Genomic DNA, 26052 nt, shown 5'->3' with positions numbered 1-26052 from the left:
GAAAGTTGGCAAAGAGGGCAGAGTCAGATGAACTGGCGGCCGCCGTCGACCACCATGGTCTGCCCGGTGTAATAGGAACTGTCCGGCCCGGCCAGGAACAGCGCCGCACCGACGATGTCCTCCGGCTGGCTGGCCCGCTTGATCGCACCGCGGTCCACGCCGTAGTTCTCGGCGTTCTCCATCAGCCCGTAGCTGGCCTCGGTGAGGGTGAAGCCGGGGGCGATCGCGTTGACCGTGATCCCCCGCCGGCCCAGTTCCTTGGCCATCACCCGGGTCAGGGCCACCACCCCGCCTTTGGAGGCGACGTAGTGCAGCCACTGCTCCGAGCCGCTGAAGATCGTGGCACTGGAGAGGTTGATGACGCGCCCGCCCTCGGGCAAGTACGGGCTGGCGGCCCGGGTCACGAGCCAGGGGCCCTTGAGGTTCACGTTCATCACCAGGTCCCATTCGGCCGGGTCGATGTCCTCGAACGGGCTGCGGGTCACCCCCGCATACACCGCCGCGTTGTTCAGCACGACGTCGATGCTTCCGTTGCCGAAGTCCGCGCAGCTTTTCGCGAGGGCCTCGGTGGAGTCGACGCTGGTGACGTCGGCGTGGAAGGCGGCGGCGTCGGCACCGGCGTCGAGGACCAGTTTGGCCGTTTCCTCCGCGCCGTCGAGGTTCACGTCCGCCACCGCCACCCGGTAGCCGCGGCGGCCGAAGCCGAGCGCGAACGCCCGGCCCAGGCCGCCGGCGGCACCGGTGATCAGGACGGTGCGGGCGGGCTGGACCGCCGGGCCCGGCTGGCCCGCACCGTCATATTCCGCAGCAGGCATATTCCGGTCAGACATGGCTGTGGCTGTGGGCGCCGGGCCCGGCGACCTGCAGTTCCGGTTCCTCGTCGAGGATCTGGACGGTGCCCTTGGTGCCGTCCACCCGCAGCCGCTGGCCGGTCTTGATGGTGGTCGAGGCCGAGCCGGTTCCGGTCACGGCCGGGAGGCCGTACTCACGGCAGACGATCGCCGCGTGGCTCATCATGCCGCCGATGTCCGTGACCGTGGCCTTGATCTTGCCGAAGATCGGGCCCCAGGACGGCGCCGTGACGGTGGCGACGAGGATCTCGCCCTGCTGCACCTCGGAGAGCTGGTCCGCGTCGGTGACCACGCGGGCCAGGCCTTCGACGACGCCGGGCGAGGCGGCCATGCCGCGTAGCCCGCCGCCCTCCACGGCTTCGCCGGCGCCCAGCCACTGCTGGACCTGCTCGGTGGTGATGCCCCAGAGCATCCGGGTGAAGGGTTCGGTGATGATTTCCGGCGGGGTGTTCAGGGCCGGGGCGGGCCGGGCGGTCTTGAGCGCGTCCACGATCCCGCGGCGGCGTTCGATCTCCTCGGGCCAGTAGTCCGGGCCGATCGGTTTGGCGCCGACGCCCCAGCCGGTGACCAGGTCGAAGAGCGCGTCCCGGACCTCGTTGCGGCCCAGGTAGAGCAGGTCGTCCGGTTCGGTCCAGAAGCCCTCGGCCTGCATCATGCGGCCGAGTTCACGGATCTTGCGCCAGAAGACGCCCATGGTCCAGTGCTCGATGTAGAAGTTGTGGTTTTCCACGTACGGGTAGGCGGTGGCGGCGAGGCCGCGCTTGGCGTCGAACAGCGTCTGGTGTTCGCCTTCCAGCAGGTCCCGGTATTCCTCGATGATGCGGTCGCGTTCAATAATCAGGGCCTCGATCGGGCGCATGATTTCCTGGCCATCGTCCACGCGGCGGATGTAGTCCGCGATGTAGCCGAGCGGGATTTCCTGGTGTTCGTTCCAGTATTTGTCATGGCCGTAGAAGCCGTTGCCCACGGTGAAGTTGAACCACGGGTCCTTGGCGTTCTCGTACTGGGCCGCCCAGCGGTCCCCGCCGGGGGCCGCGGCGATGGCGGCCAGGGTGGCGTCGACGTCGTCCGTGTTCCCGAAGTGCGCCTGGAGCCCGAGTTCAACGGCGAGCTTGGCGAGCTGCTTGAGCTCGTCATCGGGGCGGAAGAGTTCCATGTCCACGCCCTGCACCATGGTGGCAATGGACTGGTCGGGGATGTTGGGGAAGACCTGCTTGCAGAAGTTGAAGAAGTCCAGGTACGCGATGTAGCCGAGGTTGAGGAATTCGAAGTGGTACTGCCAGTTCTGGTACGCGAGCTGGATCAGCCGGTCGTAGCTCTCCAGCAGCTTCTCGGAGCCGTCCTTGCCCTTGCCGGAGAGGATGTCCTCCATCGGAACGACGTCCGGGAGCTTGGGGAAGGAGATGGTTTCCATCTCCTCGATGGTGCCCTTGACCTTGACGTGCCACTGCTTGAGGAGCTGTTCCCAGTTCTGGAAGTAGTGCCCCACGCGCTGCTCGAAGAGGGGCACCCGAGCGGCGATCTGGTCCTCCGGCACCGGGATGGGCGACATGTAGAGGTAGCCGAGGTGAATGCGGAACTCGATGCCGTTGGCGTTGGGGATCATCAGGTGCCGGGCGTTGTACTGGCCCAGGCACTTGACCGCGAATTCGCCGCCGATGGTCTCGAAGGGCTTGAACACGGTGGGCCAGTGCTGGCTGTCGCAGAACCAGAACTTGGCATCCTCCTGTTCCTTGAGCTTGTCCTGGAAGACCAGGTAGTACGGGTAGATCTTTTCCCAGCCCTCGGCGCCGGCGGGGACCGTGAGCTCGGAAGGTTTGGGGAAGGACTTCAGGGACATGGCGGTCCTTTCAATACGGGCTCGGCGTTGAGCCTGGGTGACGGAGCGGACGAGCGGGCCAAAACTTTTTTAGAAGGAGGGCTTCAGCAGCGCGGCGGTGATGCTTCCGAGGCTGAAGCCGGACGCGGACGACGGCGCCGGGCCGGCCGCCGTCGTCGGGGATCCGGGCGCGGGTCCAGCGGGCGCGGGGCTGAGTCCGCTGAAGTAGCCGCCGGTGGCCGCCGAGGAGGGGACAGACGGTTTGGACGAGTGGACGGTTTCCGGGCGGGACTGCAGCAGGAGCAGGTTTTCGCCGTCGGGCAGGTCCGTGTCGAGGGCCCATTCGATGTCCTGCGGGCACTTGTAGTGCTTTTCGGCGCGCTTGGCCATCTGCGCGACGGCGGTGAGTTCGGCGTCGGTGAGGCTGCGGCGGCCGCGGCGTTCGGCGTCGACCTCCCGCTCGACGAGGCCGCGGATCCCGGCGACGGGGACCAGTTCGGCGTGCTTGTCGCCGAGGTGTTCGGAGATGACGGTCAGGGTGACCTTGTCCAGCATGATGTTGTCCGGGGTGACCTGGCCGGACACCACCATCTCGCCGACCCCGTAGGAGGAGTCGATGGTGATCTTGGAGCGGTCGCCGTTGGTGGGGTCCATGGTGATCGCGACGCCGGAGACGCGGGCGTTGACCATCTTCTGCACCACGACGGCCATCGAGAGGCCCTCGTTGGGGATGTTGTTCTTGAGCCGGTAGATGATGGCGCGGGAGGTGAAGAGCGAGGCCCAGCACTGCCGGATGTGCTCGGTGACGGCCTTGACGCCGTCGAGCCAGAGGTAGGTGTCCTGCTGCCCGGCGAAGGAGGCGTCCGGCAGGTCTTCGGCGGTGGCGCTGGAGCGGACCGCCACCGGGACGGGTGCGTCGAAGCGGGACATCAGGGCCTCGTAGGCGCCGACGGTGAGCTCGCGCAGCGCCTGCGGCACCGCCCGGGAGCAGATGTCCTCGCGGATGGCGGCGGAGACCTTGTCCACCTGGCCCATATCCTCGGGGTCCAGATCGGCGAGCAGCTGGTGGATGTGCCGGGTGATGCCGGCTTCCTCCATAAACGCGTCGAACTGGGCCGTGGTGACGACGAAGCCGGGCGGGACGGGCATGCCAGCGGAGGTCATGGTGACCAGGGAGGCACCCTTGCCGCCGAGGTTCTCGAGCTTCGGTTCGATGCCGCCGTCGAAGAACTGGATGTATTCGTTGCTTTGCATATTTCTCAGGCCTTCCAGCTGACGGGGACGGTCTCGGGGACGCGGAAGGAGAGGTTTTCGCGGAAGGTGATGGCTTCCGGCGTCTCCAGCTGCAGCTCCGGGGCGAGCCGGGCGACTTCCTCGAGCGCAATTTTGGCCTGGAGCTTGGCGAGCATATTGCCCAGGCAGTAGTGGATGCCGTACCCGAAGGAGAGGTGCTCGCGGGCGTTGGGGCGGGTGATGTCGAAGTCCTCGCCGGCGTCGAACTTGTTCTCGTCACGGTTGGCGGAGCCCATCAGGAGAAGCAGCTGTGCGCCTTTTTCGATCGCGACGCCGCCGACCTCGGTGTCCTTGAGGGCCTTGCGCCGCCAGCCGACGATCGAGCCTGCGTAGCGGAGGACCTCGTCGATGGCGGCGGGGATCTTCTTGGGGTCCTCGACGAGCTGATTCCACTGCTCGGGCCGGGCCAGGAGCTCGCGGAGGGCGTTGGAGATCAGCGTGGTGGTGGTCTCGTGGCCGGCGAAGAGCAGGCTGTAGAGGACGGAGGCGATCTCGTGGTCCGAGATCTCGGCGCCCTCCTGCTGCGACTTCACGAGGTCCGCGGTGAGGTTGTCCCCGCCCTCCTCGTGGGCCACCCGGACCAGGCGCAGGCATTCCTGCCAGTACTCGACGAGGTTGTGGGCGTGCGGGATCTGTTCCTCGTCGCTGAGGTCGCCCCAGGTCATCGCGGCGCGGGAGTCGCTCCAGCGCTTGAAGGTGTCCACCTGGGAGACGTCCGCGCCGATCAGGGTGAGGATGGTGATGGTGGGGACGTCGTAGGCGAGGTCCTTGACCATGTCGCCGCGGTGTTCCGGGCGGGCCAGCATGGTCTGGAGCAGCTCGATGACGTTCTGCCGGATGAAGGGTTCCAGTGCCTTGTAGCGGCGGGGCGTGAAGGCCTTCTGCACCACGGCGCGGATGCGGGTGTGCTCCGGCGGGCGGCGGGCGGACAGGCCGGAGTAGGCGGTGAAGCCGCCGTCTTCCATGATCTTCTTCGCGGCGACGCCGCGTTCGCGGACGGGGGCCTGGGCGTTTTCGCTGGAGAAGGTCTCCCAGTCCTCAAAGACGGCCTTGATGTCGTCATAGCGGGAGACGACGTACAGGCCGACCCTCTCGTCGAACATCACGGGCTGCTCGGCCCGGAGTTCGGCGTAGGCGGGGAAGGGATTCTTCATCTGGAACGGCTCGTAGCCGTGGTGCCCGGCGGGGGCTTCGGCGCCGTGGCCAAAGGGACAGTGGCCTGCCGTTTCAGTCGACGATGACATCTGGGCTCCTTGGTTTTCGGTCCCGCCGGCGGCGGCGGTGCCTGCCGGGGGTTCTTATTCCCAGTGTGGGCCCGATCACTCTCCGAGGGCAGGATTTACTTCCACTGAGCGGAAGCCAGTTGTTCCCGGCCGCGACCGGTATCCAGGCCGGCCGCAAGTCGAGGGCTGCCGGCTCAGACCACCGGAAGCCGTGCGGCGGGGTGCTCGACCCGGGCCAGTTCCCTGCCGGCTCAGTCCGCGCCGGCGACGTGGCTGCCCAGCAGCGTTTCCAGCGGAATCCGGGCCGTGGCGCGCTCAATCTGGGCGGCGATGCCCCGCAGGACCGGCAGGTGCCGGGTCATCGTGGCGGCCTGGCTGGTGGGCAGCACCAGGCCGATCGCGGCGCCGATCCTGCCGGTGTGGAAGACCGGCACAGCGATCGAGCAGGACCCCAGCCGGACCTCCTCCAGCGTGGTGGCGTAGCCCTGTTCGCGGATCTGGATCAGCTCCGCGGCCAGCTTCTTGGGGTCCACATGCGTATGGGCGGTGTGCCGTTCCAGCTGCCGGTTCAGGTAGGCGTCCCGGACCCAGTCCTCCTCGAAGGCCAAGATGACCTTTCCGACGGCGGTCGCGTGCATGGGCAGGCGGCCGCCGACCCGGCCGGCGCGGGGCACCCGCTTGGAGCCGTAGACGCGGTCGATGTAGAGCACCTCGTGGCCGGCCCGGACCGCCAGATGGGCGGTTTCGCCGGTGAGCGAGAAGAGGTCCTGGATGTAGGGCCGGGCCGCGTCGCGCAACTGTCGCCCGGTGTTCTGGGCCAGTTCCCAGAGCCGGATGCCCAGCTGGTAGCGGCCGTTCGGTTCGCGGGAGAGAAATCCCCAGTCGGTGAGTTCGTTGACCAGGCGGTGCGCGGTGCTCAGTGGCAGCCCGGATTTTTCAGCGATGTCGGTCAGGCTCAGGGCGCCACGGGACTTCTCGAAGGCCTCGAGGATGGCGAGGACCTTCGAGGTCACGGTCCTGCCCGGTTCGCGGCTGCCGCCGGCCATCCTGACCTCCTTGTCGCGGGCTTGTCACCGGCGCTGGACGCGCTTCGTGCCGTCACCAGGCCCGGTGGCCCGCCCGGAATCGAGTGTAGTCCGGACCGGTATTAAAGGGCTCCGGGCCGGCTCCACGAAGGAACCGGCCCGGAGTCCGTCCAAAAACAGCCGGTCAGGCGGAGACGCGTTCCGCGACGCTGGCCCGGGCCGCGCGGACGGGCGGCACGCCGTCGCCGTCGGTGCCGTACAGCCAGTCGTTGTACCGGAAGTCGTTGTCCTTGCGGCTCTTGAAGAGCAGGTTGCGCAGCGTCCGGGCCAGTCCGGAGACGTGCCAGGACTCGCCCCAGACGCGGGCGGTGCGCTGCACCCGGGCCGTGCGGCCGGCGCGGAGGGTGTTGAATTCCCGGATCGCACCGTCCCAGGCTTCCGGGTGGATGCCGTTGGCGGTGAAGACGGTGCCGTTGCTGGCGTCCTGCAGCGCGGCGGCGTCCTCGAGGGCCTGGCAGGCGCCCTGGGCGAGGTACTGGAGCATCGGGTGCGCGGCGTCGCCCATCAGCACCATCCGGCCGGCGACCCAGTTTTCGATCGGGTCACGGTCGTACATGGGCCAGCGGATGCCGGTGGCCAGGTTCTTGAGCGCTTCCTGGACCGCCGGGACGCAGTCCTTGTAGGCAGCCTCGAGCTCGTCGACTCCGCCGTACTGCTCTTCGCCGCGTTCAAAGGAGGCGGACTTGAAGACGGCCACGGTGTTCAGCAGTTCGCCCTTGCGCAGCGGGTACTGCACGAGGTGGCAGTCAGGGCCGAGGTAGACAATAACGTCCTCGAGGTCCGCCTTGGGGGTGTTTTCGGTGATCGGCACGGTGCCGCGGTAGGCGACGTAGGCCGAGGGGACGGGCTCGTCGTTGGCCACGAGCGGGCGCAGGGTGGACTTGAGCCCGTCGGCGCCGATCACGACGTCGGCCTCGTAGTCCACGCCGGCCGCGGTGTGCGCCACGCCGCGGCCGTTGACGGTTTCAACACTCTCGACCATGACGTCGTTGACGAGCGTGACGCCGGCAGCCTCGCAGCCTTCGAGCAGGACCCGGTGCAGGTCGCTGCGGTGGATCACGACGTAGGGCGCGCCGTAGCGGTCCGTGAATTCCCCGTTCAAGGTCTGGCGTGTGAGTTCCTCACCGGTGACGGCGTCACGGAAGACCAGGTGCTTGGGCTGGACACCGATTTCCAGCGCCTTTTCCAGCAGGCCCCAGCGCTGGAGAACGCGGGAGGCGTTGGGCGCCATCTGCAGCCCGGCACCGACCTCGCCGAATTCCGGGGCCCGCTCCACGAGGGTGACGTTGGCTCCGTTTTCACGCAGCGCGAGGGCTCCGGCCAGTCCGGCCATTCCCCCTCCGATGACGAGGACATCGGTGGACGTGGCGTGCTCAGACATTGCTTGCTCCTGTTGGTGAGAGTGAGGGTGTGGGGGAGATTGACGATTTGGATTTGAGTTTGAGTCCGACGGCGGCCAGCAGGACCGCGGCGATGGCGGCTGCACCGGCGAAGGCGAGGAAGTTCGAATTGACGCCCAGCCCGGCGGCCAGGAGGAGGCCGCCGACCTGGGGCGCGGCGACAGCGCCGATGCGGCCCGTCCCCAGCGCCCAGCCCAGCGCGGTCCCCCGCAGGTGTCCGGGATAGTGGCTCGCGACGGCGGCGATGATGAGGCACTGCGTGCCGTGGGTGCCGACGCCGGCGAGGACCAGCATGAGGTACACGACGGTGACTGACGGTCCGGTCACCAGGACCATGAGCGCGCCGGCCGCGACGGCGGCCGCTGCGATGGCCGTCGGCACCGGACCGAACCGGGTCCCGGCCCAGGCCGTGATGACCGAACCGGCCACGGCACCCAGGTTGAGGGCCAGGGCGAAGGTCAGGGCGGACCCCAGGTTGTAGCCGGCCAGCTGCATCAGGTTCGGCAGCCAGGTGCCCAGCCCGTACCAGGCGAACAGGGTGGCGATCGTCGCCAGGGCGAACAGGATACTGACCCCCAGGTACGGGGCGCGGAGCAGCGAGGAGAAGCCGGACGGTTCCTTGATCCCGCTGTCTTTGCCGGCTGCCTTGCGGGCGGCCTTGTCGGTGGCGCTGACCGGAGCCAGCGTCTCGGGAAGGTATTTCAGTCCGAGCGGCACCACGATCACCAGGGCCAGCACGGCCACGAGGAACATGGACTGCCAGCCGTAGGCGGGGATCAGCTGGATGCCGACGAGCGCGGCGATGGATCCGCCGATCGGAACACCGGACATCATCAGGGTGGCGATGGTGGACCGCCATTTGGTGGGGACCAGTTCGGCAACAAGGGCGTTCGCCGAGGGCACCAGCCCGCCGAGCCCGATGCCGGCAAGGAGCCGCAGGCCGCCGAAGACGGCCGCGTTGGGGGCGAAGGCGCACAGGACGGTGAAGATGGAGAAGACGATGGCGCAGCCCAGGATGGTGCGGCGGCGGCCCCAGGAGTCGGCCATGCGGCCGGCGAAGATCGCCCCGATCATCATGCCGAGGAAGGCCATGGACCCGATGGTTCCGGCCGTGGCCTTGGTCAGGCCCCATCCGGTTTCGGAGATCAGGGAGGACTGGACGGTGCCGTAGACGATGAGGTCATAGCCATCGAAGACCACCAAAAGCCAGCAGACGAAGACGGCGAGTGCCGAGCCTTTGGAGAACCGTGAGGCGGGCCCAACGGCGGTGGGGGCCGGAGCCCCAGGCGAAGACCGGTGCGGCGCTGCAGCGGAAGGTGTGTGATTCATGCCACTCACTGTCCTAGCCGTCGCAGGTGAACCACAATACAATTCTGATGTGCAGAACAAGCCAGCGTCCAAGTCGGCCCGGAAGCCCGTGCAGAAGCGGCCGACCTATTCCATCGAGGCGGTCGACAACGCGCTGCAGCTCCTGCAGCTGCTTCGCGACGTCGGGACGCTGCGGCTCAAGGACGCCGCCGAGGAGCTGGGGGTTGCCCCGTCCACCGCGCACCGCCTCCTGGCCATGCTGGTCTACCGCGGATTCGCCGTGCAGGACGAGACCCGCCGGTACGTGCCCGGTCCGGCCATGGGGGTCGGGCCGGCCGGGCTGGGCTGGACCAGGCTGCTCCGCTCGCTCGCCCAGCCGCACATGGAGCTGCTCTCCGCGCAGCTCAACGAGACCGTCAACCTCATGGTGCGGGTGGGGACAAAGGTGCGTTTCCTGGCCACGGTGGAAGGGAACAATGTCTTGCGGGTGGGTGACCGGCAGGGGACCGTGATGCCGGCCAATAGAACCTCCGGGGGCAAGGCGATGCTCGCCGAACTGGAACCCCACATGATCGATCAGCTCTTCCGCAGCAACAATGCCGAGATTGGCGGGGACACGATTCCAGCTGCGGATTACCCGGCGTTCCTGCGCGAGCTGGAATCCATCCGCGGCAACGGCTTCGCGGCCAATTTCGAAGGCACCGAGGATGGAGTGAGCGCCCTCGGGATGGCCCTGCACAACCGGCACGGGCACGTGGTCGGCGCGCTCAGCGTCGCGACTCCCGCGACCCGCTTCCGCACGGTGTTCGACGCCGGGCTCGTCCCCGCCCTGCGGGAAACCTGCCGCCAGTTGGAGATCGATATCGCGGCCAATCCGGCCGAGCCGGACTGAACACCCCGCGGTCCAAGTGACTCGCAGCTTAGGCCGTTTTGAGGGCTCATAACGGCCTCAGCTGCGAGTCAGTCAGTCGAGCCCGCGCGGGGACCAATCAAACAATTCTGACTGGCAGAATATGCTGGGGGTCACACCGCCGCGTCCGTAGAGTCGAACTACGCCCAAGAATTGTTCTGACCTACCGAGGAGGCCCACGTGTCCATCAGCGCCGAGAACACGACTCACGAATCAGTGGCCGCGCAGCACGTCGCTGCGGAGCCGACGCCCGAGGAAGCCGCGCAGCTCAAGGAGCTGTACCGGGATTTTGACCGCGAGAACCTGATCCCGCTCTGGACCGAGATCGGGGACCTGATGCCGATGGTCCCGACGCCCAAGGCGGTGCCCCACGTCTGGCGGTGGAGCGACCTGTACCCGCTGGCCGCCCGCGCCGGGGACCTGGTTCCGGTGGGCCGCGGCGGGGAACGCCGCGCCATTGCCCTGGCCAACCCGGGCCTGGCCGGGACGCCGTATGCCACCCCGACGCTGTGGGCAGCGATCCAGTACCTCGGTGCCCGCGAGACCGCTCCGGAACACCGCCACTCCCAGAACGCGTTCCGCTTCGTCGTCGAGGGCGAGGGTGTCTGGACGGTCGTGAACGGGGATCCGGTGCGGATGTCCCGCGGGGATTTCCTGCTGACCCCGGGCTGGAACTTCCACGGCCACCACAACGACACCGATGAGCCGATGGCCTGGATCGACGGCCTGGACATCCCGTTTGTGCACTACGCCGACGCCGGGTTCTTCGAGTTCGGCACCGAGCGCGTCACCGACGAGGCCACCCCGGACATCTCCCGCTCCGAGCGGCTCTGGGCCCACCCCGGCCTGCGCCCGCTCTCAGGCCTGGATGACACCACGAGCTCCCCCATCGCGGCGTACCGCTGGGAATACACGGACCGGGCCCTCACCGAGCAGTTGCTGCTCGAGGACGAGGGCCATCCGGCCACCGTGTCCCAGGGCCACGCCGCCGTCCGCTACACCAACCCCACCACCGGCGGGGACGTCATGCCGACCATCCGGGCCGAATTCCACCGCCTCCGCGCCGGCGCCACCACCGAGGCCCTCCGCGAGGTCGGCTCCAGCGTCTGGCAGGTCTTCGAAGGTTCCGGCACCGCCACCCTGAACGGCGAGGTAAGGACCCTAACCAAGGGCGACCTGTTCGTCGTCCCGTCCTGGACCCAGTGGTCCCTGCAGGCGGACGCTGGCTCTCAAACGGAGTTTGATCTGTTCCGATTCAGCGACGCCCCCATTTTCGAACGGCTGAACTTCAACCGCACCTACATCGAAGGACGCAACAACACATGAGACTCCTCACGCTCCGCACTGAAAACGGCACGAAGGCTGTCCGCCAGGACGGCGGCACCCTGACCGAGATCGACGGCTTCGCCGACGTCGGAGCGCTGCTGCGCACCGCGGACTGGGAAGCGACCGCGCAGGCCGCGTCCGGTGCCACGCACCCGCTCGAGGGCGCTGACCTGGACGCCGTCGTTCCCTCCCCCGGCAAGATCATCTGCGTGGGCCACAACTACCGCAACCACATCAAGGAAATGGGCCGGGAAGTCCCCGAGTTCCCCACCCTGTTCGCCAAGTACCAGGAATCCCTGATTGGCCCGAACGATGACCTGGCCCTGCCGCAGGAATCCGACACCGTCGACTGGGAGTCCGAGCTCGCCGTCGTGATCGGCAAGAAGGGCCGCCGGATCGCCGAAGCCGACGCCGCGGACCACATCGCCGGGTACGCCGTCCTGAACGACGTGTCCATGCGCGACTACCAGTTCCGCACCATCCAGTGGCTGCAGGGCAAGACCTGGGAGAAGTCCACCCCGTTCGGTCCCGCCCTGGTCACCAAGGACGAGTTCAGCGGCGGCCTCATGACCACCGCGGTCGACGGCGAGATCCAGCAGCAGACCCCCACGAACGACGTCGTCTTCACACCCGAGTTCCTGGTCTCCTACATCTCCGCCATCATCACCCTGAACCCCGGCGACGTCATCGCCACCGGCACCCCGGGAGGGGTGGGCCACGCCCAGGACCCCAAGCGCTACCTGCAGGAAGGCCAGCTCCTGGTCACCACCATCGAGGGCCTGGGAGAGCTGAAGAACCGCGTGGTCAAGGAAGCCTGATGGTTGCCCGCCACGACCAGACGACGGACCCGGAGCTGCTCGCGGCCCTGCTGCAGGCGCGCCGCGGCACGGCGTTCTTCGCCCGCAAGCTCAACGAACTCACCGACGCGGAACTCGACGGCGATTCGCTGCTGCCGGGCTGGACCCGCCGCCACATCACGGCGCACATCGGCCACAACGCCCGTGCCATCGCCCGGCTCGTCGAGTGGGCAGCCACCGGGGTGGAAACCCCGATGTATGCCTCCACCGCGGTCCGGGACCACGAGATCGACTTCGGCGCCACGCTGAGCCCGATCGCGCTGCGGCACCTGTTCGACCACTCCGCCGTGCACCTGAACGTCGAATGGCGGGACCTGCCCGGGGACGCCTGGCACCACACAGTCCGCACCATCCAGGGCCGGGAAGTGCCCGCCACGGAAACGGTCTGGATGCGCACCCGCGAAGTCTGGATGCACGCCGTCGATCTCGACAACGGCGCGAGCTTCCGGGACATCCCGGCACCCGTGCTCGAACGGCTACTGACGGACATCATCGGCGCCTGGCACACCCGCGGCACCGACGCGGGCCTAGTGATCAAGGTAACCGACCAGGAACTCACCCTCGGCGACACCACAGCCGAGTCGGCGACCGTGGTCTCCGGACCGCTGGCCGCCGTCGTCCAATGGGCCGCAGGCCGCGGCCGCAGCGGCATCACCGCCACGGGACCCGGCACTGAAACCACCAATGGTACGGTTCCGGCCGCACCGAAGTGGATCTGAGCCGCACTACGCACAACAGCACGAGAAAGGCCCCCTCGCTGAGGGGGCCTTTCCGTTTTAACTCCCGCCGGCCGGGGTCAGCCCAGATGGACCACGGGCGCGTCGCCGTCGGTGCCGGTGAACTCCCTTCGGTCGATGTTGATGAGCAGCAGGGCGATCGGTGTGATCAGGATCGCCACGCCCGCGGCCCAGAGGAAGACCATGGAGTAGCCGTTCGAGAGCGCGGCCAGCGAGGCGCCTCCGGCCGCGGTGGCCGCCGCGATGGTGCTGAACAGGGCGATACCCAGGGAGCCGCCGATCTGCTGCGAGGCGTTGACCAAGGCGCTGGCCACGCCGGCATCATCCTTGTCCACGCCGAACAGGGCGAGGTTCTGCATTGGCACGAAGATCATGCCCAGCCCGGCACCCATCAGAAGCAGCGCCGGCAGCATGTTCACGAGGTAGCCGCCCTCGGCGGACACCTGGGTGAGCCACAGCATCGCTGCCGCCAGGAAGACCGGACCCACGGCCGTGGGGATCTTGGCCCCCAGTTTGTGCAGGTTCTTCGCGACCAGCCCTGCCGTGATGATCACCGCCACCGTCATGGGCAGCGACGCGAGGCCGGCGAGGAACGGCGCGAAGCCGAGCACGATCTGGATGTGGAAGTTGATGAACAGGATGCCGCCAATGAGCACCGCACCAGACAGGAACGAGGCCAGGAAGGCCGCTGCGCGGTTCCGCTCTGTGGCCACGCGCAGCGGCAGAAGGGGGTGTTTGACCTTCCGTTCGACGACGACGAACAGCACAATGAGCACGGCGCCGACGGCGATGAAACCCCAGGCTTCCGGGGCGTCCCAGCCGTGCTCCGCGTTGGTGAAGCCGAACACGAGGGAGCCCAGGCCCAGGGCAGCCAGGACGACACCAGGCCAGTCGTACTTGGTGGACCCCTGGGCCTTGCTTTCGCTGACGAGCGACCACACGCCGGCGAGCGCGATGACGGCGATCGGCACGTTCACGAAGAAGCACCAGCGCCAGCTCACGTGCTCGGTCAGGAAACCGCCCAGCAGGACGCCGACGGCGGCACCGACACCGGTGATGGAGCCGAAGACCGCGAACGCCGTGCCGCGGTCCTTGCCGCCCGGAAAGGCGACGGTCAGAAGGGCCAGGGCGGCCGGGGCCAGCAGCGCAGCGAAGACGCCCTGCAGGGCGCGGGCGCCGATCAGCTCCCACGGCTGCTGCGCGATGCCGCCGAGCAGGGACGCGACGGCAAAGCCGACGGCGGCCACAATAAAGGTCCGCTTGCGGCCCCAGAAGTCCGCGATCCGTCCGCCGAGCAACAGGAAGGCGCCGAAGGCCAAAGCGTAGGCCGTGACCACCCAGGAACGCGTCGAATCGCTGATGCCCATCTCCACTTGGAGGCGCGGCAGTGCCAGGTTCACGATCGTGCCGTCCAGCACCACCATAAATTGCGCGAGGGCCAGAAACACCAGCGCCCACCAGCGGTTCTTAGGCCTGATCCCCTGCTGAATACCCGCATCTAGTAACTTTGTTGCCACGCCCAGGACCACCCTTCAAAGTAATAATACTTATGCAAGTATAACTACTATCCAGGCGTGATTCGGGACGGTTTTGGCGGTGATGAGGGTTACTCGGGCTCCCCGAGGAGCGCAGCGAGGCGCTGCAGGGCCGGCAGACTGGCTGCGATTTGTTCGCGCTCTTCGGGCAGCAGCCGGGAACTTGCCGAGGCCAGCGCTTCCGCCCAGGCGCCTTCCAGAAGCGCCTTGATCCGCTGGGATTCCGCGGTGGGATGGAGGGCGACAAAGCGTTTGTCGGCGGCGTCACGGGTGCGGGTGACGAGGCCGGCGGCGACCAGTTCGCGGAGCTGGACGCTGACGTTGCTGAACTGCCGGCCGAGGCGGGACGCGACTTCCGCGACCGTGATGCCGGGGTGGCTTTCGATGACCCGGAGGATTTCCAGGACGCCGTTGGACAGCGGCCGGACGCCGGTGTCATTAAGCGATTTCCGGCGGATATCGGAGGAAATGTCGATCACCGACACGGCCAGGGCGCGGTGGTCCACAACCTTCGCCGGTCCGTCTTTTGCGCCAACACTTTCCATTCCATAAGCATAGGCTTCGGGCCGGACCACCCCGTCCGGCGCCTGCGGCCCAAGGTGCCTGCCCCTGAGCCGTTCCGCTCCACGGACGGCACTGGCATGCTGGTGGGGTGACATCGATCTCGACGGAACGTCCCCGTACCGCACTCAGCTGGAAACTGGTGCCGGCGGGGCTTGTCTCCGTGTCCGGCGTGCTGCTGTTCGGCGCCGAGAATGACCTTGGCTACGGTCTGCTTGCCGGGGGCCTGGTCGCGGCGGCCATCATTGACCGCGAACTGATGCGGCACCTCGCGCTGATCGCGGCGGGAATGGTCATCATCAGCGTTGTTCCGCTTAACGCTGACTTGAGCACCCAGCACATGGTCCTCATGGGCGGCGCCCTCGCCCTGGCCGTACTGGTCCCGTGGCTGGTGTCACGGTTCGTCTACCGCGAGGACATCATCAAGTTTCCGGTGAACACCGGCCGTAAATGGCCGTTGACCGCGAGGTTGTACCTGATCGGCGTCGTCCTGCTCGGATACTTCATTCTGCCCGTCTACCTGATCAGCACCGGGGTCTACCAAAACTGGCCGGACGCCTCCGACCCGGCGATCTTCTGGAAGCTCTTTCTCGGAGTGAACGCCGTTGGCATCTGGGACGAGCTGTTTTTTGTCTGCACCACGTTCGCACTGCTGCGGCGGCACTTTCCGGACTGGCTGGCAAACATCCTGCAAGCCGTGATCTTCTCGTCGTTTCTGTGGGAGATCGGCTACCAGGCGTGGGGGCCGCTCCTGACGTTCCCGTTCGCCCTGCTGCAGGGTTACACCTTCAAGCTGACGAAGTCCCTCACCTACGTCGTGACGGTGCACCTGGCCTTCGACTTCGTGCTGTTCCTCGCGCTGGTGCACGCCCACAACCACGACTGGCTGCCGATCTTCCTGTACTGAGCGCTGCCTTCAGCCCTCGCCGGACAGCAGGTGGTACCAGCTGTCCGCGAGCACCTCGAGGGCGTGGTCGCGGTTTGCCGGGCAGACCGCCAGCCGGGCAGCCGGGCAGCCAACCCAGAGTGAGCGGCGGGTCCCGCGCTCCCGCCCAGTTACCCGTCCAGGGAAGCGGCCCGGACCAGGCGACACGCCGTGGCCAGGCCTCCTCCGAAGAGGTAACCGGGCAGGAGCGCAGCTACCCCTTCGGAGGAGGCCTGTGGATCGTTATGCCCTACGCCGGAACAACTGCGAGCGCGGGTTCACGGATCAGTTCACCTGCGAGGTCGGCGGCCAGATCTCCGACCACCTGCCCGTACAGCAGCCCGCCCTTGGCAGTGCTGGAGCCCGCGGCGGATGACAGGCACCCGGTGGCGGGTGTCCGCTCCGGCACCACCGGCAGCCTGTCGAAGCGCGGCAGGACCGCGGCAGGCCCGTCGATCAGGCGGTCCATGGCAACCCGGGCCGGTTCGAGGTGGAGCATGAGTGAGGTTTCCAGGACCCCGCCGTGCTCGATGTCCCAGCCCGGGAAGCCATCGGGGTAGACCTGCATCAGCGTGTCCTGGCTGACAAAGTCCCAGTACGACAGCAGCAGCACGCTCTGCTCGGCCCCGGGCTCAATCCCCAGTTCGTCCAGGGCCAGGTCGATTCCCTCGTACAGGAACTGATAGTTCTCGAAGTGGCCGTTGATGAAGACCACGTGCCGGACGCCCTGCTTGAGGAAGGACTTGACCAGGTTGCGCGCCACGCCGACGAGGGTGGCGCCATCCAGGCTGACAGTGCCCGAGAGGTGGTTGCCGCCGCCGGACTTCTGCTGCGACTTGTACCCGTAGGCGATCGGCTGGGCAACCAGTGCACCCAGCCGCCGCGCGACACCCTCGGCGAAATGGGAAGACAGGATGGTGTCCGTTCCCAGCGGAAGGTGCGGGCCGTGCTGCTCCAGGGAACCGACGGGAATGAGGACGATCGCCTCCCCTGATGCCAAGGCTTCGCGGTAGGCAAAGGCATCCAGGTCTTCCAGAAATACTGACTTGTCCATGCTGGTGATCTCCTGGTCAGAGGGCGGTGGTGGTGGCTGCGGAGAGGTCGCTGATGCGATGCTGAGCGGAAACCGGGGCAGCCTCGTCGGCGCTGGGCACCTGAAGGTACTTCTTGTGGAAGCGCGGCCCCATCAGGGCGTAGGCCGTGGCGCTGGACAGTCCGCCGGCCAGCCAGGACAGATCCCACCCGCCGAGGGCTACGGCGATGGGGCCCTGCATTGCCGGGACCAGCCCGTACATAAACAGCCAGGTGGCGAAGATTCCGATGAGCAGGGACGCGATGCCCGCGGGGTTCACACCCGGGAGGCGCTTGGTGCCCACCGCGTCGAACAGCCGGGCCGGGTCGCTGGGCCAACGCTTCTCAATCCAGAAGTAGTGCACCAGCATGACGCCGCCCCAGGCGGCCACCCACGCTACGAGTCCGATCAGCCACGCGTCCAGGACGGCGGCGAAGTCCTCCTGGAAGATGAAGAAGACGACGGCGGCGAGCGAGAACACACCGACGAACAGGTTGAGCTTGCGGCGGCTGATGGTGATGTCGAGGGCCTGCGTCGCGACGGAGAAGGTGTAGATGTTCAGGATATTGGTGGCGATGGGCCCGTGCAGGACCATCAGGAGGACCGGGAGCGCCAGGACGCCGAAGTTCTGGACAATCAGTTTGCCGGGGTCGATCTCACCGCTGTTGGTGGCCAGGCTGGCGCCCAGGATTCCGAGCCAGACGACGGGGATGAACTGCCCCAGGACCGAGGCGAGGTAGACCTTGCGCTTGGGCACTTCGGTGCTGACGAAGCGGGAGTAGTCGGCGGCATACGTGAACCAGGTGATGCCCCAGCCGATGCCGATCGCCGTCATGACCGCGCTCATCGCGGCGATGCGCTCGGAGCCTTCGAGGATATTGCCGGCCGGTCCGGCGTAGGACCAGTTGATCTTCATGCCGAACCAGGCGACGGCGGACATCACGGCGAGGATGATGATGGTGGGCGGCACGGTCCACTTTTCAAAGGCCGCAATGGCCCTGTAGCCGAACCAGGCGATGGCGACCTGCGCGGCCATGATGGCCGTGGCGACGCCGATCTTCCAGGCGTAGTTCTGGGCCGTCGGGTCAACCCAGCCGAGGGTGCCGAACAGCGCCATCACCAGGTCCAGGATGATCCAGGTGTTGACCGCGCACCAGCCGATGACCAGCAGCGCCTGAATGGCTGCCGGAAGGTAGTTTCCGCGGCGGCCAAACGCGGCCCGGGCCAGGACCATGCCGGTCGCCCCCGTCTTCTGGCCCAGCAGCACGAAGCAGCCGAAGAGCAGCATGCCGATCAGGTTCCCCAAAACCAGAACAGTGACGGTGTCGGCGAAGCCGAGGCCGAGGTGGATGCCGAGGGCGCCGAGCACCCAGTTGATCGGGGCGAGGTTGGCGCCGGCCCAGATCCAGAACTGGCCTGAGACCTTCCGCGTCCGCTGGGATTCGGGGATGGGCTGGAGCCAGGCTTCGCAGTCTTCGTTGACTGCGGGGGCGGGGCTAGCCGAAATCATTGGGGGGGTTTCACGCATTGGAGCCTCCGTGAGTGAGTGGGTCCTTCAAGATTATGTGGCATATGCCACATCCGGCTATATAGGATGTGTCTAGTTAATGCTTGCTTTACGCGACGGAGTGTCATGACAGTACGTCTTCAGGATGTCTTAGCCCATCCGACCCTTGCGGCCGCTGATCCGGTGGTCCGGGCGGCGGCAGGTACCGCGGCCAGGACCCAGCTCCGCTGGATCCACTCCAGTGAGATTCTGGACATCGCGCCGTTGCTGGACGGCGGGGAACTCCTGCTGACGGGAGGGGAGGCCCTCGCCCTCGCCTCCGAGGAGCGGCGGGTCACCTACATCCGCCAGCTGGCAGAGCGCGGAGTGGCTGCCTTGGCCATCGAAACCGGCGTCGCCCTCCCATCACTCCCGTCCTCGATGGTGGCCGCTGCCGAAGCAGCCGGCCTTCCGCTGATCGAACTGCGCAAGGTGGTGCCGTTTGTCAGTGTTATGCAGGCCATCAACTCCTCACTGGTCAGCGAGTCGGTCTCGCAGCTGCGGCGGGCGGATGAGGCCAGTCACGCGATGGCCGTCGAGCTGGCACACGGCGGCAGCCTGGACCGGATCCTGGCCGTGCTCGCGGGGATCACCCACAGTGAGGTGACGCTGGCATCCCTCACCGGCGCACCCCTGGCCAGTGCCACGCCAGCGCATGCCGAGACCGCCGACGCCGGCACCGCCGCCGACGCAGACGCCAGCAGTGCCGCGCCCGAGCCCGGGACCCCTGGACCCGGGATACCAGAATCCGCGCCGCACGAGCATGCACGCCTGATCCACATCGACGTTCCGGTCCGTGGCATCCTGGCCGCGCAGCTCTTGCTCCGGGTTCCGGCGGAGGAGGACGAGAACCTTGCCCGGACTGCCGGAAAACGCTCCGTGGACATTCTGGCCCTGGCCATGCTGCAGCGGATGTCCCCCGGACTGCGGGAGGTTGCCGGAGCAGCACTGATCCGCGCCATCGATTCGGGCAGCCAGCCCTGGCGGCTGCAACAGTTGGCGTCAGCCGCCGGAATTCCGGTCTCCGCCCCGCTCGTGGCCGTGGTGGTGCGCTCGGATATCTCCCAACAGCTGCGCACATCCCTCGAGCAGCACCTGTCCCGGGCGGCGCAGTCCCACGCCACCTACGTCGACAACGCCGAGCTTCTCGCCATAGCCAGTCTGGCCGGGGATGCCACGGAAGAGAGCCGGCAGCGGCTCCTGGCAGACCTCTCGGAGCTGCCCGCCATGGACGGAACGCTCGCCGCCGTGGGCCCACTGGTGGCCGGCATTTCGGACGCTCCCTGGTCGCTGTCCGAAGCCAAGCTCACGCTGGAATTGGCGGCTTCCCCGGAACAGGCCCGCCCGGGAAGCGGCGGCGTGCACCGTCCCGTGATCGACGCCGAAGCCTTCGCGGTGGAACGTCTCACTGTTCAATCGCTGGACCCGTACCAGCGGCGGAACTTCGTGCGCCAGCAACTGGGCGCGCTCCTGGATCACGACGCACAGCGAAATTCGCGGCTGCTCGACACCCTGGCCACGTGGCTGGACTGCGGCTGCAACACCGCCCACGCGGCCCGCGAGCTTCATGTGGAGCGGCAGTCGATGCACCAGCGGCTGCGGCGGATCTTCGAGCTGTGCGGCGGCGACCCCCGGGACTCGGGCCGGCTGGCGGCACTGCATCTGGCCGCCCGGCTGGCCCGGCTGGCCTGAGTAGTCAGGCTGCCCGGAGGAGCCCGGCCGGCCTGAGTCCTACCCGGGGCCGGCCCGCTCCGGCCTCGCCGGCGGACGTCCGCCGAGGCGCGTGGTGACCCGGCCCGCAGCAGCGGCGCACGCCTCGCCCAGGTTTTGCAGCCGCTCGCGGGAGACACGGAAGCGGGGGGCCGGGATGAGCACGGCGGCCACGATGTCCCCGCGGTGGTCGAAGACGGGCGCGGCGACGCCGACCTCGTCGATGGATGATTCCCCGTAGTTGATGGCCCACCCGCGGCGGACGACGTCGCTGAGTTTGGTCTGGTAACCGTCGAGGCTGGCATCATCCAGACCCGGATAGGTGATGGCTCCGCTGCGGAGCAGGGCACGGACACGCTCGGCCGGTTCGGCGGAGAGGAACACCTGCACGGAGGCGCTCATGGCGTCCTGGTAGCGGGCGCCCAACGGGGTGGTGTGTTTGATCTGGTGGTGGCTGGCGATCTGTTCCACGCACATCGACTCGGACCCGTTCCAGACCATCAGGGCGCTGGTTTCGCCGGTCTGTTCGGTGAGTTCCCGCAGCACCGGGTACGCCACTCGCCGTTCCTCCAGTTCCGCGAGCAGCGGGCCGGCAACGGCGATGAGGCCCAGGCCTAGACGGAAGCGGCGGGTTTCCGGATCGCGCTCCACGAGGTGCTCCTGCTCGAACGTGGCCAGGATCCGGGAAACGGTGCTTTTGTGCAGGCCGACGCGGTTGGCGATCTCGGTGACCCCGAGCAGCGGCTCGTCGGCGGTGAAAGTCCGCAGCACGGCGATGGCGTTGACGATGACGGAGGTGCCCTTGGTGTCGCCGTTTGTGGGGGTGTCAGCAGATTCTTCTGGACTCATGGTGCCTCCCATCATTCCGTACGGGGGCCGAAAAGCGGCGCCACGTCAGACGTGGCGCCGCTTCATTGCGGGTCAGCGGATCAGGCGCCCACGATGTTGTATTCGGGGCCGAACGGGAACTTGGTGATGTTCTCCGCGCCGTCCTCGCCGACCACCAGGATGTCGTGCTCACGGTAGCCGCCCGCGCCGGGCTGGCCGTCCAGGACCGTGATCATCGGTTCCATGGAGACCACCATGCCCGGTTCCAGCACGGTGTCGATGTCCTCGCGGAGCTCGAGTCCGGCCTCCCGGCCGTAGTAGTGGCTGAGGACGCCGAAGGAGTGCCCGTAGCCGAAGGTCCGGTTGGCCAGCAGGCCGTGGCCCACGTAGATCTCGTTGAGTTCAGCCGCGATGTCCTTGCAGACCGCGCCCGGCTTGATGAGTTCAAGGCCGCGCTTGTGGACTTCCACGTTGATGTTCCACAGCTCCAGGGAGCGGGCGTCGGGCTCGCCGTAGAACAGGGTGCGTTCCAGGGCCGTGTAGTAGCCGGAAGTCATCGGGAAGCAGTTCAGGGACAGGATGTCGTGTTCCTGGATCTTGCGGGTGGTCGCCCAGTTGTGGGCGCCGTCGGTGTTGATGCCGGACTGGAACCAGACCCAGGTGTCCCGGATTTCGGAATCCGGGAAGGTCCGGGCGATTTCGTGGACCATGGCTTCGGTGCCGATCAGGGCGACCTCGTATTCGGTGATCCCGCCGGTGATGGCGTTGCGGATGGCTTCCCCGCCCAGGTCGCCGATGCGGGCCCCGTGCTTGATGACCTCGATCTCTTCGGCCGATTTGATCATCCGCTGGCGCATGGCTGCCTGGGCGACGTCGATCAGGGTGGCCGATTCGAAGGCGGCCTGGATCTTGTTGCGGTTGTCCAGCGGGAGCGAGTCATCTTCGACGCCGATCCGGCGCGGGGAAATGCCGCGGGTGCGCAGCACCTCCTGGATGGCGAAGATGTAGTTGTCGCGGCGCCAGTCCGTGTAGACCACATTGTCGCCGTAGCTGCGGCGCCAGGGCATGCCGGCGTCGATGTTGGCCGTGACGGTCACGGTGTCGTCCTTGGTGACCACCATGGCGTAGGAGCGGCCGAAGTAGGTGAACAGGAAGTCGGAGTAGTACTTGATGGAGTGGTAGCTCGTCAGGACGACGGCGTCCAGGCTCTTCTCCGCCATGATCCGGCGCAGTCCGGCCAGCCGGCGCTCAAACTCGGCGTCGGAGAACGTGAGGCTGACCTTCGTGCCGTTATGCAGGACCTTGAGGCGCTCCAGTTCGGCGATGGACGAAGCGTTGTCGGTGGTCGTGGTCATTGTGGTGCCTTTCGTCGATGGTTTCTTCACGGGGAACGTCGGAACGGGTGAGCACCCCGTGTTGGTTGCATTCAACGCAACGCTGTTGCATCAGATTAGCCATGACTGCTGACACAGTCAACGCTTTTCGCTTCTGGACCGGGAAATTTCTCGTGAATGCCTGACGGGTCCGCGGAACGTTCGCTGGACCGGTCAGCCCAAATTGTTGCGCTGGACGAGGCTCGGTTGCAGCAATGAGATCTGATGGGCACTGCTTCGGGCGCGCGTGCACAGGACGTTGACCCTCGCGGAGGCCGCCGTTACGGCGGCGTCACGTCGTCGATGTCAGCGCAGGTCCAGGCGCATCAGCACGCGCGGAAAGCCGTTGATAACGGAGTCCGTGTCTGAGACCTTGACGAACCCGGCCTCTTCGAAGAGCTTCCGGGTGCCCACATAGGCCATGGTGAGGTCGACGTGCTGGCCCTGATTATCGACCGGATAGCCTTCGATGGCCGGCGCGCCGTAGCTCCGGGCGAAGTCGACGGCGCCCTTCAACAGCCGGTGGGAGATTCCATGGCCGCGATGCCCGGGTCGCACCCGAATACACCACACCGACCACACGGCGAGCTCGTCCACGTGGGGGATCTTGCGGTTGCGGGCAAAGCTGGTGTCGGCGCGCGGATGGACTGCCGCCCAGCCCACCACGTCGTCGCCGTCGTATGCGAGCACGCCGGGCGGCGGGTCCTGGCCGGTCAGCTGCCGGACCAGTTCCCCGCGCTCCAGGCCGCGCAACTCCAGGTTCTGTCTGGAGGGGATGCGGTAGCTCAGGCACCAGCACACGTTGGCGTCGGGCCGTTTGGGGCCCAGCACTGCCTTGACGTCCTCAAACTGCGTCGCCGGACGGACTTCGATGGCCATTCCGCGGAGTCCTTTCGTTTCAGATTCCGATTCTGGCCCAACACAGGCCCCGCGCCTAGAGCACCAGGCCTGCGCCGGCGCGGGCAACGACGTCGACATCGGCTCCATGATCTCCATAGCCCACTACGAACGGGTCTGGCCGCGCTCGACGAGGTCCGCAGGGACGGCCTGACGATCGCCGTCGGAGGCAACGCCATGGAGGGGCCTGGCTCTTTCATCGAACCAACCGTCGTGACGGATGTTCCTGCCGGCGCCGCGATCACGAGCACCGAGATCTTCTCCTGGCGGCCAGACGCGACACCGAGCGCGAGGCACTTTCCAACGCCGTCCGCTGGCACTGCGAAGGCCGCGTCTTCCTCCAGGGCAACGGGACCGTGGTGGTACAGCGTCGGACCCACTGCCCCGGGTGCAGCGTGTGAAAAGGACTTAGCTGCGCGGATCTTCCGTCGTTGTTAGGCGGCCAGCGCGGTGCCGAAGAGGCGTTCGGCCAGCTGGAGCAGGTGTGCCGGCGCATCTGCTTCATCGCCGTTGTCCTCGTGGCCAAGAAACACAGCCGTCCCGCTGACGGTCTCCTCGAGATGTAACCCTGCTTCGCGGATCAGCACTTCGGCCCGGGCGTTCAGGGGCAGGGGGATAAAGTCTGCCTCGTCGTTCAGATAAACGTGCCAATCCTTGCCGGTGATTGCTTCGACGTTTCCTTCAACCAGGGTCTGGCGCGCGGCCAGGGCCGTGTTGATCTTTTCGACGCGGACGGGCTGACTTAGACTTGCCGGGATAACCAGGGCGATGCGTTTCGCGCGCATTACTGGTCCTTTCTGTGTTAGAACGGTTGCGACCCGGAAGGCTCAAAACGCGGGCCAAGCGGGAATTAGGCGGTGCCCAGTCACGGCATTTGGATGCACCAGGAATCGTCGGCTCCGCGTGGGAATTGGACTCGGGGAAAGGAATTAGATTCGGGCCCTAGTGGCTTGGGAATCCACGGCGCCAGTGTGGCCTGCTACGGGCAGCCGGGCACGGCTGGGAATCTCGGGTTCGGCTGCCGCGGCGCTTGGTAACGCAGGGGAAACGCGCGCATGCGGCTGGTGGGCCGTCATGGGCGGCGTGTCACCGCTGGTTTTTGCGCGGCTTTGCGAAGAGATTCTCGCTGGTTTCGGTTTTCGCCCTTTTTTCGGCTCTCTTTTCGAGAATCGACTTTCCCGTTTTTTTGGCACTGCTATTTCTGGGAGACTTTTCCGACAATGGAATCATGCCTTTCTAAACGCTACCTACCCATCACCATACCGATTTAAATTATTAATGCCAGTCCGCAGTTTAAATTGGAATCATGGAATCAGCGCGGATGCAAAGAAACCCAAAAAATCTGCAGTCCGAACGACAACAAAACGCCTGTCCACGCAGGGGCTTGCAGGCCTGCGCGATGCGGAGCGCTTCATGGACCATGTCGCCCGTCTCGAAGTCATCGTGCAGATAGCCTTCCAGTTCTGGTACATGCTTTGGTGGGCAAAGGTGCGGTCCCGCGGGATGGGCATCTTCCCCAGCGTCATTCACAGTCCGGCCGAAAGGAATCACCATGCTCATTACTAACGTCCGCCCCTGGGGCGGGGACGCCGTCGACCTTGAGATACGCGAGGGGCGGATTGCGGCTGTTCGCCCCGCGGTGACCGCCGTCGAAGCCGCCGAATCTGCCGGCGGGGCGGTCGACGGGCGGGGCCGGATCGCCCTGCCCTCCTTCACGGACGTGCACGTCCACCTCGACTCGACGCGGATCGGGCTGCCGTTCCGAGAGCACACCGCCTCCCCCGGCGTGTGGAACATGATGTGCAACGACCGGGAAAACTGGCGTAACACCCCCATCCCCTACCCGGAGGTCGTTGCGGGGACGCTGGAGCGAATGATTGCGCGGGGTACCACGCGGGTCCGTTCCTACGCCCAGGTCGACGTCGACTGCAAGCTTGAACGCTTCGAGGCAGTCATGGCTGCCAAGGAGCGCTTTGCCCACGCCGCCGACGTAGAGATCATGGCCTTCCCCCAGGCCGGCCTCCTGCTGGAGGACGGCACCGTCCCGCTCCTGGAGGCGGCCCTCCGCGCGGGTGCCACGACCATCGGCGGCATTGACCCCTGCCAGCTGGACCGTGACCCCGTCCGCCATCTGGACATCGTGTTCGGCCTGGCTGAAAAGTACGGGGTCGACGTCGACATCCACCTGCACGAGCCCGGCCACCTGGGGGTCTTCAGCGCCGAACTGATCTTCGAACGCACCCGGGCGCTGAGTATGGAGGGACGCGTCTCGCTGTCCCATGCCTACGATCTGGCCAACATCCACCCCGATGTGACCGCCCGGCTTATGGAGCAGATGGCCGAACTGGACGTGGCCTGGGCGACGGTCGCCCCGGCCAGTGGCGGCACACAGTTTGATCTGGCCCGGATGACAGCGGCGGGTATCCGCGTCGGTTTAGGCGAAGACGGCCAGCGCGATTACTGGAGCCCGTACGGCAATTGCGACATGCTCGACCGCACCTGGCAACTGGCCTTCACTCACCGTCTGCGCAAGGACAGGCTGATCGAGCACTGCACGGCGATCGCCACCATCGGAGGCGCGTCCATCATTGACCGCACCATCCCGCGCCTCACCAATCCCGACGACCGGCCCGGGCTGGCTGTGGGGGATCGGGCCGACATCGTCCTAATCGACGGCGAAACCATCACCAGCGCCGTCATGGACCGCGGCACCGACCGCACCGTCATCCGCGAGGGCAGGCTCGTCGCTGACGGGCTGGTCGTCCTTCCGCGCACTTCCCGCTAACGGGGCAGGGG

The 26052-nt window shown here is 66.8% G+C and carries 23 protein-coding genes and 1 pseudogene; 9 read left to right on the top strand and 15 right to left on the bottom strand.

Going from position 1 to position 26052, the window contains the following annotated elements; all coding sequences use genetic code 11:
* Positions 1 to 23: 23 nt before the first annotated feature.
* The 7 genes from J2W14_RS01990 to J2W14_RS01960 all read right to left on the bottom strand — a co-directional run bounded on the left by J2W14_RS01990 (position 24) and on the right by J2W14_RS01960 (position 9000).
* Positions 24 to 830, bottom strand: coding sequence for an SDR family NAD(P)-dependent oxidoreductase (locus J2W14_RS01990; protein WP_307457621.1), 807 nt, complete (start codon positions 828 to 830; stop codon positions 24 to 26).
* On the bottom strand, positions 823 to 2691 hold the full coding sequence (locus J2W14_RS01985; RefSeq protein ID WP_307457618.1) for a PEP-utilizing enzyme: 1869 nt from the start codon (positions 2689 to 2691) through the stop codon (positions 823 to 825). The genes J2W14_RS01990 and J2W14_RS01985 overlap by 8 nt, the downstream gene beginning before the upstream one ends.
* A 69-nt stretch (positions 2692 to 2760) precedes the next feature.
* Entirely contained in the window at positions 2761 to 3924 is a 1164-nt protein-coding gene (locus J2W14_RS01980; RefSeq protein WP_307457616.1) for a PEP/pyruvate-binding domain-containing protein, read from the bottom strand.
* Positions 3925 to 3929: 5 nt separating this feature from the next.
* Positions 3930 to 5207 (bottom strand): cytochrome P450, encoded by a 1278-nt coding sequence (locus tag J2W14_RS01975; protein ID WP_307457613.1) that lies wholly within the window; start codon positions 5205 to 5207, stop codon positions 3930 to 3932.
* A gap of 230 nt (positions 5208 to 5437) precedes the next feature.
* A complete protein-coding gene (locus tag J2W14_RS01970; RefSeq protein ID WP_307457611.1) occupies positions 5438 to 6232 on the bottom strand; it encodes an IclR family transcriptional regulator in 795 nt (264 codons plus the stop codon).
* 163 nt (positions 6233 to 6395) lie between these two features.
* The gene (locus J2W14_RS01965; protein ID WP_307457609.1) at positions 6396 to 7652 is read right to left on the bottom strand and encodes an FAD-dependent oxidoreductase; all 1257 of its coding nucleotides are present in this window, start codon (positions 7650 to 7652) and stop codon (positions 6396 to 6398) included.
* Positions 7645 to 9000: an MFS transporter gene (locus J2W14_RS01960; protein WP_307457606.1), complete on the bottom strand. Its 1356-nt coding sequence runs from the start codon at positions 8998 to 9000 to the stop codon at positions 7645 to 7647. The genes J2W14_RS01965 and J2W14_RS01960 overlap by 8 nt, the downstream gene beginning before the upstream one ends.
* 49 nt (positions 9001 to 9049) lie before the next feature.
* Between J2W14_RS01960 and J2W14_RS01955 the strand changes: the two genes are divergently transcribed.
* The 4 genes from J2W14_RS01955 to J2W14_RS01940 all read left to right on the top strand — a co-directional run bounded on the left by J2W14_RS01955 (position 9050) and on the right by J2W14_RS01940 (position 12791).
* A complete protein-coding gene (locus J2W14_RS01955) occupies positions 9050 to 9871 on the top strand; it encodes an IclR family transcriptional regulator (protein WP_307457603.1) in 822 nt (273 codons plus the stop codon).
* Between the two features lie 198 nt (positions 9872 to 10069).
* On the top strand, positions 10070 to 11215 hold the full coding sequence (locus tag J2W14_RS01950) for a cupin domain-containing protein (RefSeq protein WP_307457600.1): 1146 nt from the start codon (positions 10070 to 10072) through the stop codon (positions 11213 to 11215).
* The gene (locus tag J2W14_RS01945) at positions 11212 to 12033 is read left to right on the top strand and encodes a fumarylacetoacetate hydrolase family protein (protein WP_307457597.1); all 822 of its coding nucleotides are present in this window, start codon (positions 11212 to 11214) and stop codon (positions 12031 to 12033) included. Before J2W14_RS01950 ends, J2W14_RS01945 begins: the two co-directional genes overlap by 4 nt.
* Positions 12033 to 12791 (top strand): maleylpyruvate isomerase family mycothiol-dependent enzyme, encoded by a 759-nt coding sequence (locus tag J2W14_RS01940; protein WP_307457593.1) that lies wholly within the window; start codon positions 12033 to 12035, stop codon positions 12789 to 12791. The genes J2W14_RS01945 and J2W14_RS01940 overlap by 1 nt, the downstream gene beginning before the upstream one ends.
* A gap of 77 nt (positions 12792 to 12868) precedes the next feature.
* Here the strand turns inward: J2W14_RS01940 and J2W14_RS01935 are convergent, their stop codons facing one another.
* On the bottom strand, positions 12869 to 14326 hold the full coding sequence (locus J2W14_RS01935) for an MFS transporter (RefSeq protein ID WP_307457591.1): 1458 nt from the start codon (positions 14324 to 14326) through the stop codon (positions 12869 to 12871).
* A gap of 89 nt (positions 14327 to 14415) precedes the next feature.
* Positions 14416 to 14889: a MarR family winged helix-turn-helix transcriptional regulator gene (locus J2W14_RS01930; RefSeq protein ID WP_307457588.1), complete on the bottom strand. Its 474-nt coding sequence runs from the start codon at positions 14887 to 14889 to the stop codon at positions 14416 to 14418.
* A gap of 107 nt (positions 14890 to 14996) precedes the next feature.
* On the opposite strand from J2W14_RS01930, the gene J2W14_RS01925 reads away from it, so the two are divergent.
* On the top strand, positions 14997 to 15812 hold the full coding sequence (locus J2W14_RS01925) for a CPBP family intramembrane glutamic endopeptidase (protein ID WP_307457585.1): 816 nt from the start codon (positions 14997 to 14999) through the stop codon (positions 15810 to 15812).
* A 268-nt stretch (positions 15813 to 16080) separates the two neighbouring features.
* On the opposite strand, the gene J2W14_RS01920 is transcribed toward J2W14_RS01925, so the two are convergent.
* Both J2W14_RS01920 and J2W14_RS01915 read right to left on the bottom strand, forming a co-directional pair.
* The gene (locus J2W14_RS01920) at positions 16081 to 16884 is read right to left on the bottom strand and encodes a creatininase (protein ID WP_307457582.1); all 804 of its coding nucleotides are present in this window, start codon (positions 16882 to 16884) and stop codon (positions 16081 to 16083) included.
* 16 nt (positions 16885 to 16900) lie between these two features.
* Positions 16901 to 18430, bottom strand: coding sequence for a purine-cytosine permease family protein (locus J2W14_RS01915; protein WP_307457578.1), 1530 nt, complete (start codon positions 18428 to 18430; stop codon positions 16901 to 16903).
* Between the two features lie 105 nt (positions 18431 to 18535).
* On the opposite strand from J2W14_RS01915, the gene J2W14_RS01910 reads away from it, so the two are divergent.
* Entirely contained in the window at positions 18536 to 20140 is a 1605-nt protein-coding gene (locus J2W14_RS01910) for a PucR family transcriptional regulator (protein ID WP_307457575.1), read from the top strand.
* Between the two features lie 39 nt (positions 20141 to 20179).
* Here the strand turns inward: J2W14_RS01910 and J2W14_RS01905 are convergent, their stop codons facing one another.
* The 3 genes from J2W14_RS01905 to J2W14_RS01895 all read right to left on the bottom strand — a co-directional run bounded on the left by J2W14_RS01905 (position 20180) and on the right by J2W14_RS01895 (position 23238).
* Entirely contained in the window at positions 20180 to 21007 is an 828-nt protein-coding gene (locus J2W14_RS01905) for an IclR family transcriptional regulator (RefSeq protein WP_307457572.1), read from the bottom strand.
* A gap of 80 nt (positions 21008 to 21087) precedes the next feature.
* Positions 21088 to 22341 (bottom strand): aminopeptidase P family protein, encoded by a 1254-nt coding sequence (locus J2W14_RS01900; protein WP_307457569.1) that lies wholly within the window; start codon positions 22339 to 22341, stop codon positions 21088 to 21090.
* A 324-nt stretch (positions 22342 to 22665) separates the two neighbouring features.
* Complete coding sequence (locus J2W14_RS01895; protein ID WP_307457566.1) at positions 22666 to 23238, bottom strand: GNAT family N-acetyltransferase; 573 nt, start codon at positions 23236 to 23238, stop codon at positions 22666 to 22668.
* A gap of 79 nt (positions 23239 to 23317) precedes the next feature.
* On the opposite strand from J2W14_RS01895, the pseudogene J2W14_RS01890 reads away from it, so the two are divergent.
* A pseudogene (locus J2W14_RS01890) lies at positions 23318 to 23517 on the top strand (aldehyde dehydrogenase family protein); the annotation flags it as partial.
* Between the two features lie 173 nt (positions 23518 to 23690).
* Here the strand turns inward: J2W14_RS01890 and J2W14_RS01885 are convergent.
* The gene (locus J2W14_RS01885; RefSeq protein ID WP_307457563.1) at positions 23691 to 24041 is read right to left on the bottom strand and encodes a DUF3846 domain-containing protein; all 351 of its coding nucleotides are present in this window, start codon (positions 24039 to 24041) and stop codon (positions 23691 to 23693) included.
* Positions 24042 to 24201: 160 nt separating this feature from the next.
* Here J2W14_RS01885 and J2W14_RS01880 point away from each other — a divergent pair, with 160 nt between their 5' ends.
* Positions 24202 to 24822: a hypothetical protein gene (locus J2W14_RS01880; protein ID WP_307458301.1), complete on the top strand. Its 621-nt coding sequence runs from the start codon at positions 24202 to 24204 to the stop codon at positions 24820 to 24822.
* Positions 24809 to 26041: an amidohydrolase family protein gene (locus J2W14_RS01875; protein ID WP_307457559.1), complete on the top strand. Its 1233-nt coding sequence runs from the start codon at positions 24809 to 24811 to the stop codon at positions 26039 to 26041. The genes J2W14_RS01880 and J2W14_RS01875 overlap by 14 nt, the downstream gene beginning before the upstream one ends.
* Positions 26042 to 26052 lie beyond the last annotated feature (11 nt).

The sequence above is a fragment of the Pseudarthrobacter oxydans genome, from assembly GCF_030812335.1.
Lineage (GTDB): Bacteria > Actinomycetota > Actinomycetes > Actinomycetales > Micrococcaceae > Arthrobacter > Arthrobacter oxydans_B.
Note: the sequence above shows the minus strand (reverse complement) of the source record. Positions and strands in the feature narration are given on the sequence as shown.

Bases quoted from the DNA above. Each gene is read 5' to 3' on its own strand.
- J2W14_RS01990 (WP_307457621.1), bottom strand. From the start codon at position 830: ATGTCTGACCGGAATATGCCTGCTGCGGAATATGACGGTGCGGGCCAG.
- J2W14_RS01985 (WP_307457618.1), bottom strand. From the start codon at position 2,691: ATGTCCCTGAAGTCCTTCCCCAAACCTTCCGAGCTCACGGTCCCCGCC.
- J2W14_RS01980 (WP_307457616.1), bottom strand. From the start codon at position 3,924: ATGCAAAGCAACGAATACATCCAGTTCTTCGACGGCGGCATCGAACCG.
- J2W14_RS01975 (WP_307457613.1), bottom strand. From the start codon at position 5,207: ATGTCATCGTCGACTGAAACGGCAGGCCACTGTCCCTTTGGCCACGGC.
- J2W14_RS01970 (WP_307457611.1), bottom strand. From the start codon at position 6,232: ATGGCCGGCGGCAGCCGCGAACCGGGCAGGACCGTGACCTCGAAGGTC.
- J2W14_RS01965 (WP_307457609.1), bottom strand. From the start codon at position 7,652: ATGTCTGAGCACGCCACGTCCACCGATGTCCTCGTCATCGGAGGGGGA.
- J2W14_RS01960 (WP_307457606.1), bottom strand. From the start codon at position 9,000: ATGAATCACACACCTTCCGCTGCAGCGCCGCACCGGTCTTCGCCTGGG.
- J2W14_RS01945 (WP_307457597.1), top strand. From the start codon at position 11,212: ATGAGACTCCTCACGCTCCGCACTGAAAACGGCACGAAGGCTGTCCGC.
- J2W14_RS01940 (WP_307457593.1), top strand. From the start codon at position 12,033: ATGGTTGCCCGCCACGACCAGACGACGGACCCGGAGCTGCTCGCGGCC.
- J2W14_RS01930 (WP_307457588.1), bottom strand. From the start codon at position 14,889: ATGGAAAGTGTTGGCGCAAAAGACGGACCGGCGAAGGTTGTGGACCAC.
- J2W14_RS01920 (WP_307457582.1), bottom strand. From the start codon at position 16,884: ATGGACAAGTCAGTATTTCTGGAAGACCTGGATGCCTTTGCCTACCGC.
- J2W14_RS01915 (WP_307457578.1), bottom strand. From the start codon at position 18,430: ATGCGTGAAACCCCCCCAATGATTTCGGCTAGCCCCGCCCCCGCAGTC.
- J2W14_RS01910 (WP_307457575.1), top strand. From the start codon at position 18,536: ATGACAGTACGTCTTCAGGATGTCTTAGCCCATCCGACCCTTGCGGCC.
- J2W14_RS01905 (WP_307457572.1), bottom strand. From the start codon at position 21,007: ATGAGTCCAGAAGAATCTGCTGACACCCCCACAAACGGCGACACCAAG.
- J2W14_RS01900 (WP_307457569.1), bottom strand. From the start codon at position 22,341: ATGACCACGACCACCGACAACGCTTCGTCCATCGCCGAACTGGAGCGC.
- J2W14_RS01895 (WP_307457566.1), bottom strand. From the start codon at position 23,238: ATGGCCATCGAAGTCCGTCCGGCGACGCAGTTTGAGGACGTCAAGGCA.
- J2W14_RS01885 (WP_307457563.1), bottom strand. From the start codon at position 24,041: ATGCGCGCGAAACGCATCGCCCTGGTTATCCCGGCAAGTCTAAGTCAG.
- J2W14_RS01875 (WP_307457559.1), top strand. From the start codon at position 24,809: ATGCTCATTACTAACGTCCGCCCCTGGGGCGGGGACGCCGTCGACCTT.